This is a genomic window from Shigella sp. FC1544 (assembly GCF_001722145.1).
Taxonomy (GTDB): domain Bacteria; phylum Pseudomonadota; class Gammaproteobacteria; order Enterobacterales; family Enterobacteriaceae; genus Escherichia; species Escherichia coli.
The window spans coordinates 1-7657 of sequence record NZ_MECT01000090.1; the positions used below are offsets into that span (position 1 = coordinate 1).

Sequence of the window (7657 nt, forward strand, 5' to 3'; positions counted from 1 at the left end):
TTTCTGGTGCGTACCGGGCTGAGAGGCGGTGTAAGTGAACTGTAGTTGCCATGTTTTACGGCAATGAGAGCAGAGATAGCGCTGATGTCCGGCAGTGCTTTTGCCGTTACGCACCACGCCTTCAGTAGCGGAGCAGGAAGGACATCTGATGGAAATGGAAGCCACGCAAGCACCTTAAAATCACCATCATACACTAAATCAGTAAGTTGGCAGCATTACCAAACTGTCCGCGGGATTTGTGTACAGCAACATTATCCAGACGTTTCATATCATGCCGGATTCCCCCAGCCGGGATATTTTTGATACCTGGTCAACCACATCCGGGCCAGTCGGGCTGTATTCCGTTGTAACGCTGTCGTCCTGCTTCCGGCGATTGGCCGTAAATATACCTGCGTGAATGGCGTACTCAAACAATGGAAAGCGCTGCCTGATGCAGCTCGTACGTTGCAGCCAGGGCAGGCGGTTATTGAGTGGGAAACCATTACTCCGGAGGTTTTTAACTGATGGCCCGTAAAGAGAAATTTATCACTATTGAAGGTCAGGGACGGGATAAGGGCAAGGTATTTCATCTTACCGAAATGTCTGCCTCACAGGCGGAATGGTGGGCGATGCGTGCCATTATGGCAATGGGGCGTGGTGGCGTGGAGTTACCGGATGATGTTCGTAGTCTGGGGATGGCTGCGCTTGCCCTTGAAGGGCTGAAAGCATTATCGAAAATTCCGCCTGATGAGGCGCGTCCGTTGATGGATGAAATGATGGACTGTGTGCAGTTTGTTCCCGATCCGAAAAAACGCAGCATCCGGAGACCGCTTGTTGAAGAGGATATTGAAGAAATCATTACCCGTCTTAATCTGCGTGCGGAGGTCTTTAAGCTGCATGTGGATTTTTTCGCTACCGTCGTCAGCTAGATATCCCCCCGCGTTATCTCGACCCCGACAGACCGTTCGGGGTGGTGGATTACGTTAATGTTCCCCGTACCATTGCGACCGTTATCTCCTCCGGTAAGGCTTCAAAAGCTGAACTGGATTCTGTCCTTGGTGTGCAGGACTTATGGGATCTGCTGGAAATAATTCATGTGGATGCCCATAACGAACAGGTGATACAGGAGAACAGAAATGGCGCAGGTACTTGATGAGCTTGTTCTGTCCCTCGGGATTGATGACAGGGACTTTACTGCCGGGGAACAGGCAGTACATGCTGCCCTTAACCGGCTCACGACGGTGATGGAAGGTGTCGCTGACACATTCAGTCAGGGACAGAAGAAAACCAGTGAATCACTGGAAAAAACCGGAAAAGATGCTGATAAAACGGCCCGTCGAATGGAAGATGCCGGGAAACGGGCGTCCCGTTTTTTTTCAGGAATCCGTAGCGAGATTCTGGCTCTTGCGGGTGTCAGTCTGACGCTGGGGGGGCTGAAGAACCTGGTAACAGGTTTTGCCCGTGATCTGAACCGTCTGTCCGTGGAATCCGATGCTTTTGGCATGAAGGCCAGAAATCTGGACGGATGGTTACGGGCTGCGCGGGCAAATAATGTTGATGAAGGGGAAATGTCTGGGGCATTTTCCCGGCTTGCAAATGCAAAAGCGGCCTTCAGAGCCGGAAGGTCCTTTGATCCTGTGTTACAGGATTTGTTTCAGGTTGCAGCCAGGGCGGGCATTAGTGTTGATTTAAATACTGACAGCACTGAAGCCATCATGCGCAAGCTGGCGGTTATTTTTCCGCGACTGACAAAGTCCGAACAAACTGCCTACGGCAACGCGCTGGGCTTCAGTTATGCCGGACAGCAGTTTCTTGGCTCCGGTCATGCGCTGAAAGATGTGGACGAATTTACTTCCCGTTCGCAGGTTACGCCGGGGCGTACAGCGCTGGCCCGTAAGCTACGAAAAGAGCTTGTTGAGCTCGATCAGACCTGGTCCGGCATCGGGATGACGATTAGCACCGCGTTGATGCCGTACGCGCTGAAGCTCAGCCACTGGCTGGAGACACTCGGTGACTGGATGCAGCAACATCCGGAGGAAGTGAACAGGTTTATCACCACATTTCTGAATGACGTTGAGTCAGTGGCCTCCCTAGCGAATAAGGCTGCCGGAGAACTGGGGGGCTGGCAGAATGTCATTATTACGCTGATCGGGCTGAAAGTGGCGTCATGGGTGCGGGGGCTGACAAAAGCCCTCAGTGGCCCCGGAGGCCTTCTTTTTGCGATAACGGCGCTTTACCCGGTTGTTGACGGATTACTGACATCCATTGTTGGCAGGGAAAATAAGGACTGGCTGGATTCACATGGTTTTTTCTGGGCTTCAGACGGGACTTTCTTTTTCAATAAGAAAGAGATGGAGACGTATCAGACAAAACTGGATGCCGGAGAAAAGCCTGGCAACATCACCCGGGCACAATCACCCACAGTATGGCAGCAGGGCATGCTGGATACTCAGGCTTCTCAGGCAACCGGGAGGGAAGCAGCCTTCGGTGAATCCTGGCTACAGGGTATGCGTGCGACGCAGGAAAAACTCGGTAATGCCATGCAAAACCGCCAGCGACCGACGAAGACCGGGGAAGCCCTGTTAGGCTGGCTGCAACCGAAACTGTCTCAACTGGAGGAAAAATATAACCTGCCGCCCGGACTGCTGCGCAGCGTTGCGATCACCGAATCCCGTGGTAATCAGTTTGCCGTCTCACCTGCTGGTGCGATGGGACTGTTTCAGTTCATGCCGAAGACGGCCAGTGAATTTGGTCTGAGGGGGAACGATGCCTTTGATCCCGAAAAAGCCGCTGATGCCGCCGCGAGAAAACTTGGTGGCTGATACGTTTTTTTCATGGCGATCTGGCTAAGGCTCTGGCGGCATATAACTGTGGAGAGGGAAATGTTCAGCGTAAGGGACTGGCTGCTGCTCCGGAGGAGACCCGCAACTATATTCCGCGGGTGCTGGCGAACCTGCCTTATCCGGGTGCGGCAATGGCCATACGGTCGCTCCATCCTGCGCCTGTATCGCAGTCCACCGTAACGGAAACCACGCATATCGGGACACTGAATGTCACCACAACGTCGGACAATGTGAAGGGTATTACCGATGACGCACGTCGGCGTATCACGAATTCGGCGCTTGTGTCGGTTTATTCCAGCGGGGTAACAGGATGAGTTTTTCTTTCGATAATATTTCCCTGAATAACTTTTCGCTCAGTGAAAGTAACGTACTGAGTGCAGTTCGTGGCGGCTGTGTCCTGGGACTCATTAATAGTGTACTGGCACCGTCATTCGGTATTTATTACGCACGGAATGATCCGGCAGGTGCCCATCAGAAGGGTGGCAAACCTTTCTCCCCGGATTCTTTTGTTGTCGTTGAGGTGGGCGCGGAGGCTTCTGTTTCCACCGTCCCCGTGGAGCAGGGGGCTTATACCACCTTTAATAAAATCCAGAGATCGCCGGAACTGCATGTGACTTTCACTGTAGAGGGGTGGACGGCCTTTTCCGGATCCGTCCCGAACCTGACAAATTTTTCCACCACCTCGCGGACGAATGTGCTGGAAACGCTTGAAAGGATGCGTACCACGGCAGGACTCTACGATATTGAGACGCCGGACAAGACATGGACATCCTGCGACCTTGTGAAATATGACTACCGAATGCGAAGTAATAATGGTCCGACCTTACTGACGGTTACTGCGGTATTTCAGACCGTAATGAATACAGGAGAGGTGTCAGTGGGAAGTACGGATAAGTCGTCTCCCACGGACAACGATAAAGCAAAAGGGGCCGCATCGGTTAAAACGCAGCCAGTTACGGCGTCGGAGACACAACCGTCAGACGCTGACAGACGAAGCGCCACGAACAGGGGGATCACCTGATGCTGGAAATTGTTTTATCTCCCGTTAAAGCCCAGCAGTTTACGGTGACACTGGGCGCTCAGGTCTGCACCATTCGCCTGAATCAGCGTACTACGGGGATGTATATCGATATCATTGTTAATGGTGAACCGTGCCTGTATGGCGTGCTGTGTCTGAATAATAACCGGATTGTCCGGTACGGATACCTGCCGTTTCAGGGGGATCTGTTTTTTACCGACACGGAGGGGAATAGTGACCCTGACTGGCGGGGGCTCGGATCCCGGTACCGGCTCTACTGGCTGTTACCTGAGGAACTGATATGAGCTACAGACAACGTAAAATAACGGTGGAGTTCACTCTTTCAGACGGACGAACGTTTGGTAATGGCCAGGGCAATATGCTGACCATTACCGACGCAAGCTGTTTTGCCAGTATTGCCGTATATGGAGGGGTGGCTGGTACACAAATCACGCTGTATATCTGGGGAATGTCACCGGCGCATATGACGAATTTAAGCTGGCGCGGTGTGTGGCGACAGGAGCAGAGTACCGCAAATAAAATGCGGCTGTGGGCCGACGGGCGGCTTATTTTTGAAGGTGATATTACTGATGCATACGCCGACTACAACCAGGCGCCGGATATTCCGCTCATTCTGACAGGACAGATTCATTTTAATCTGCGTAATCAGCCGGCGGCAGATTTCAGCGCAAAGGGCGATGTTGCGGTTGCAGATATTATCCGTGCGCTGGCGTCAACTGTCGGGCTTGGATTTGAAAACCAGGGGGTCAGCCGCAGTCTGTCTGACCCGCATTTTTCCGGTAATGTTGTACAACAAATGCTGGATGTCGCTTCAGCCGCCGATATTAACATTGATCTGGGGAATGTGGAGAAAGTCACCATCTGGCCGAAAGGGCAGAACCGGAATATTCCGCCGGTACTGATTTCGCCGGATCACGGACTGACTGGCTATCCGGTTTACACCATGACCGGACTCAGCGCCACCACGATATTCTGCCCCGATCTCTTTACTGGCAGGCCAGCGCATCTGGAATCGTCACTGCCTGATATGACGGGCGATTATACGATCACAGGGGTGATACACACCATTACTTCGCGAACCGTGGGCGGTCCGTGGAGTTCCAACTGTACCATGATGAGGGCTGAAGAAAATGGCACAACCACTCAGTAACCCGACAGACGTGAACAGCGAAATCAATGCACAGGACTTTATGCTGCGGCAGTTTCTCGGACGTCATGCGTTTATCACTCTGGGACGGGTGGTAGCCGTGGAAGAGGGATTTATTGAGGCCCGACCGATGGTAATGGGCGTTGCAGCAGACGGTTCCCCGGTTGAACATGAGGTGATTTATAACATTCCCGTATGGCGACTACAGGGGGGCGGTAATGCGGTGATTATCCCGCCACATGTGGGGGATATCGGTTTTCTTGCCATCTGCGATCGGGATATCAGTGCGGTAAAAGCCACGCGTCAGGCTGCGATGCCGGGATCAAAGCGTACCCATAATTATGCTGATGCCATCTGGCTGGGTGGCGTGCTCAACGGTGATCCCGTCCAGTTTGTGGTATTTGATGACAACCAGATACGGATTGTATCTCCCTGGAAAGTGGAGATATCCGCGCCTGAGGGGGTGATTAATGCGCCGAAAAGCTTCACCGTTAACTCACCACAAATTGCGCTGAACGGCGATACCGCCGTCAGTAAGGGGCTTGACGTTACCGGGCAGTCCAGGCTTTCCGGCGGTTCGAACATCGGGGGTATTGATTTTGGAAACCACGTTCACGGCGGCGTTGAGTCCGGCGGCTCAACCACGCAGGGATCCCGGTAAACAGGAGAAAACATGCAGTCACGATCACTTCTTCTTGACACCGGGACATGGGATATCCTGCTTGATGATACCGGAAATCTTGCCATTACTGATAATCCCCATGCGGTAGCTCAGGATGTGGCGTGTGCGTGCAGTACTTTTCTGGGGGAGTGCTGGTACGACTCAACGGCTGGCATACCTTACTGGCCACGCATCCTCGGACACTGGCCCGGCACACAACTGGTGAATGCCACTCTGCAACAGGAAGCACTTAAACTGCCGACCGTGAGCGCCGCTGTCTGCCAGGTCACAGCTGATCAAACCCGGACAGTAACAGGTGTGCTGCGTATTACAGATACCAATAATGACATTTTTACGGTACTGCTATGAGTGAAAATAAATCTTTTTCTACCGCAGTGCCCGCTGTACAGATTTCGGATAGCGGGCTGAATGTGCCGGATGAAGCGGATATTCTGAGCGGCAGGCTTGCTGATTTTTCGGCGGCGCTGGGCGGGGCCATGAGTACCAGTCTGAGCAGTCCGCAGGGACAACTTGCATCCAGCGAAAGCGCCATTATTGCGGATAAAAACGATCAGTTGCTGTATATCGTTAACCAGATCAACCCTGACTTTTCCAGTGGTCGCTTTCAGGATGCAATAGGCAGGATTTATTTCCTGGAGCGCCGTGGGGCCACAGGTACGACAGTAACAGCGACCTGTACCGGGCTGGTTGGCACGCTGATCCCGGCGGGCAGTATGGGGCAGGATGAGGCCGGTTATAAGTATGTCAGTCAGACGTCACTATCGGCGCATCAGGGCAGGTTGATGCGGTATTTCTGAATTTGTCCACCGGCCCCGTCGGCTGTCCTGTGGGGACGCTGAATAAAATTTATAAGGCAATACCTGGCTGGTCAGGTGTCACTAACGCCCGTGCCGGTGTGCCGGGCAGCGATGAGGAAACCCGTGCGGACTTTGAAAACCGCCGACGTAATTCAGTTGCCCGTAATGCCCGGAATATTCTGGAAGCCATCCGGGGTGAAATACTCTCCACGGTAGAAAACGTGGTGGATGTTTACGTCCCCCATAATCCGAAAAAAACAGAACAAAAAGCCGGAGTCAGTCAGTATCCATTAACACCCGGTTCGCTTTATGTTGGCGTGTACGGCGGCAGCCCGGCAGATATCGCGGCGGCCATCTGGCGTAAGGCTCCGCCGGGTATTGATATGAATGGCAACACAACGTTCACTGTTGCAGATAAGGAGTACGATCCGCCGTATCCTGAATACGTAATCAGCTGGCAGACACTCAAACCCGTCAGTCTGCATGTCAGTGTGACGCTGAAAAAAAGTGACTACCTGCCTTCAGATATTACCCGACAGGTACAGCAATCCGTGCTGGACGCATTTAATGGTACAGATGGTGGTCTGCGGGCAAGGGTTGCCTCTGTTGTCTCTGCCGGGCGCTACTATGCCGGCATTTACAAAACCGATCCGGAACATATTGATATTCTGGGCCTTACTGTGAGCCGTGACGGTTCGTCATGGACAACGGCTGTCACTTTCGGGATAGATGAGATTCCGGTTCTGGATGTGTCGGATATCAGTGTGAAACTCCAGGAGGCATAACGTGCAGAATGTGGCTGCCACTGTGCTTGCGCAGTATGCTGCCAGCCCCCGACTCAATGCCCTCATTAACAGCTTTAACGCAGCGCTTTCCCCCGACAGTTTTATCAGTGATTTTTATGGTCTTATCTGGAACATCGATACCGCAGAAAAGTATGGTCTTGATGTCTGGGGAAAGATTGTGGGTGTCAGTCGCCGGCTGACGGTAAAGGACGATTTTAATTACCTGGGCTTCAGCGAGTCCAGGATGGACACCCCGGTAATGGATGATCCCTGTCCGTTTAATCAGTGGATTTGCCCCTATATTTCCAGACATCTGTTATCACTTAACCCATTACAAGCCCGCTGCCGCAGATATTCCCGTGGCGAGCGATAACCCAGCGCACTA

The 7657-nt window shown here is 52.7% G+C and carries 8 protein-coding genes and 3 pseudogenes; 10 read left to right on the forward strand and 1 reads right to left on the reverse strand.

Translation table 11 applies throughout. From position 1 onward, the window contains the following. A partial coding sequence (locus BGK49_RS25680) for an IS1 family transposase (protein ID WP_047664789.1) occupies positions 1-165 on the reverse strand: 165 nt, incomplete at its 3' end. A gap of 338 nt (positions 166-503) precedes the next feature. On the opposite strand from BGK49_RS25680, the gene BGK49_RS06510 reads away from it, so the two are divergent. From BGK49_RS06510 to BGK49_RS06555, 10 genes and pseudogenes are all read left to right on the forward strand, one after another. Continuing rightward, the gene (locus BGK49_RS06510) at positions 504-908 is read left to right on the forward strand and encodes a hypothetical protein (protein ID WP_000101350.1); all 405 of its coding nucleotides are present in this window, start codon (positions 504-506) and stop codon (positions 906-908) included. Between the two features lie 41 nt (positions 909-949). Beyond that, positions 950-1132, forward strand: coding sequence for a hypothetical protein (locus tag BGK49_RS06515; protein ID WP_000228829.1), 183 nt, complete (start codon positions 950-952; stop codon positions 1130-1132). Next, positions 1116-3136: pseudogene (locus BGK49_RS06520) on the forward strand (lytic transglycosylase domain-containing protein). The gene BGK49_RS06515 and the pseudogene BGK49_RS06520 overlap by 17 nt, the downstream one beginning before the upstream one ends. Then, positions 3133-3843, forward strand: coding sequence for a phage baseplate protein (locus BGK49_RS06525; RefSeq protein WP_000010338.1), 711 nt, complete (start codon positions 3133-3135; stop codon positions 3841-3843). Before BGK49_RS06520 ends, BGK49_RS06525 begins: the two are co-directional and overlap by 4 nt. Beyond that, positions 3843-4145 carry a phage baseplate plug family protein gene (locus BGK49_RS06530; protein WP_000890114.1) on the forward strand — a complete coding sequence of 101 codons (303 nt, stop codon included), beginning with the start codon at positions 3843-3845 and terminating at the stop codon, positions 4143-4145. Before BGK49_RS06525 ends, BGK49_RS06530 begins: the two co-directional genes overlap by 1 nt. Next, on the forward strand, positions 4142-5011 hold the full coding sequence (locus tag BGK49_RS06535) for a baseplate hub protein (RefSeq protein ID WP_000122177.1): 870 nt from the start codon (positions 4142-4144) through the stop codon (positions 5009-5011). The genes BGK49_RS06530 and BGK49_RS06535 overlap by 4 nt, the downstream gene beginning before the upstream one ends. Continuing rightward, complete coding sequence (locus tag BGK49_RS06540) at positions 4992-5669, forward strand: Gp138 family membrane-puncturing spike protein (RefSeq protein ID WP_000068495.1); 678 nt, start codon at positions 4992-4994, stop codon at positions 5667-5669. Before BGK49_RS06535 ends, BGK49_RS06540 begins: the two co-directional genes overlap by 20 nt. Before the next feature lie 12 nt (positions 5670-5681). Continuing rightward, a complete protein-coding gene (locus BGK49_RS06545) occupies positions 5682-6038 on the forward strand; it encodes a hypothetical protein (protein WP_001191863.1) in 357 nt (118 codons plus the stop codon). Further along, positions 6035-7272: pseudogene (locus tag BGK49_RS30600) on the forward strand (baseplate J/gp47 family protein). The gene BGK49_RS06545 and the pseudogene BGK49_RS30600 overlap by 4 nt, the downstream one beginning before the upstream one ends. Position 7273: 1 nt before the next feature. Continuing rightward, positions 7274-7558: pseudogene (locus BGK49_RS06555) on the forward strand (DUF2612 domain-containing protein); the annotation flags it as partial. Positions 7559-7657: the final 99 nt, after the last annotated feature.